This window comes from Kitasatospora sp. NPDC056184 (assembly GCF_042268405.1).
Lineage (GTDB): Bacteria > Actinomycetota > Actinomycetes > Streptomycetales > Streptomycetaceae > Kitasatospora.
In genome coordinates this window covers 1-1,037 of record NZ_JBHJUI010000064.1, presented here as the reverse complement: position 1 = coordinate 1,037, position 1,037 = coordinate 1, and the positions used below count along the sequence as shown (strand labels likewise).

Genomic DNA, 1,037 nt, shown 5'->3' with positions numbered 1-1,037 from the left:
GACGATCTTCGCGGAGGTGGTGGCGCGGGTGGGGGCGGCCGCGTTAGAGCTTGCGAAGTCCACTGAGGACCCTTTCGAGCAGCGTGACGTCGGGCTGGGTTCCGGATTCGCCGCCGGATGCGGGCTGGTGGATGGCGACCAGGCCGGCCTCGGCCAGGTCGGCCACGAGGATGCGGGCCACTCCCAGGGGAAGGGAGAGCAGCGCCGAGACCTCGGCCACGGACTTGACCTCGGTGCAGAGGGTGCAGATCCGCTGGTGCTCGGGGAGCAGGGTGGCCAGGCGCTGCGGGTCCACGTCGGCGGAGACGAGCGCCTCCAGGGCGAGCTCGTACCGGGGCCGGGTCCGTCCGCCGGTCATCGCGAACGGGCGGATCAGCGGGCCGGAGTCCGGCTCGTCCTCGAAGTCGTCGCCCGCCCCGTGATCCTGGGCGGGGCCGCGGTGGCCGGGCGGGGCGGCGCGCCCGGCGGCCCGGTGGCCTGCGGCCGGCTGCCCGACGGCCGGGCCGCGGCCGGGGTACTGTCCGACCGTCCCGTCCGGGTAGCCGGGCGGGGGAGCGTCGTACGAGGGCCGGGGCTGGGCGTACTGGTCGTACTGCCCCGGCGCGTACGGTTGGCCGTACGACGGCTCGCCGTAGTGCTGGCCGTGCTGGCCGTGCTGGCCGTGGAGCGGCTGGCCGTACTGCTGACCGTGGCCGACGACGCCGGGTGCTCCGAAGGCGTCATGGCCCGTGCCAGGGTACGGAACGCCGTACTGGCCGCTGCGGTCGTCGGGCGGTGTCACGGTTCCTCTCCTCACAGGGTGCGGCGGTGCGGTGCGAGCTCGGGCACGGGTCCGGAGCCGGTGGTGCGAAGGCCGTACAACGCCCGAACCCGAGCCCGCCGAAGCGGGCCCGGGACGGACGCGGAGGTGCTTCGAATACCAGGACGGTATCCGACGGACCGTCAGTGCAGGAGACTGCCCTGGAGTTCTGCGCGGAGTGCGGGGGTGAGGACGGCGCCGGCGCGGTCGACGAGCAGGGCCATCTCGTATCCGACGA

1 protein-coding gene and 1 pseudogene are annotated in these 1,037 nt (G+C 74.2%); both read right to left on the bottom strand.

Translation table 11 applies throughout. The features are described from left to right. Window positions 1–43 precede the first annotated feature (43 nt). Complete coding sequence (locus ACFC0B_RS40860; protein ID WP_376098572.1) at window positions 44–781, bottom strand: DUF742 domain-containing protein; 738 nt, start codon at window positions 779–781, stop codon at window positions 44–46. A gap of 161 nt (window positions 782–942) precedes the next feature. After that, window positions 943–1,037 (bottom strand): annotated as a pseudogene (locus ACFC0B_RS40855) (roadblock/LC7 domain-containing protein); the annotation flags it as partial.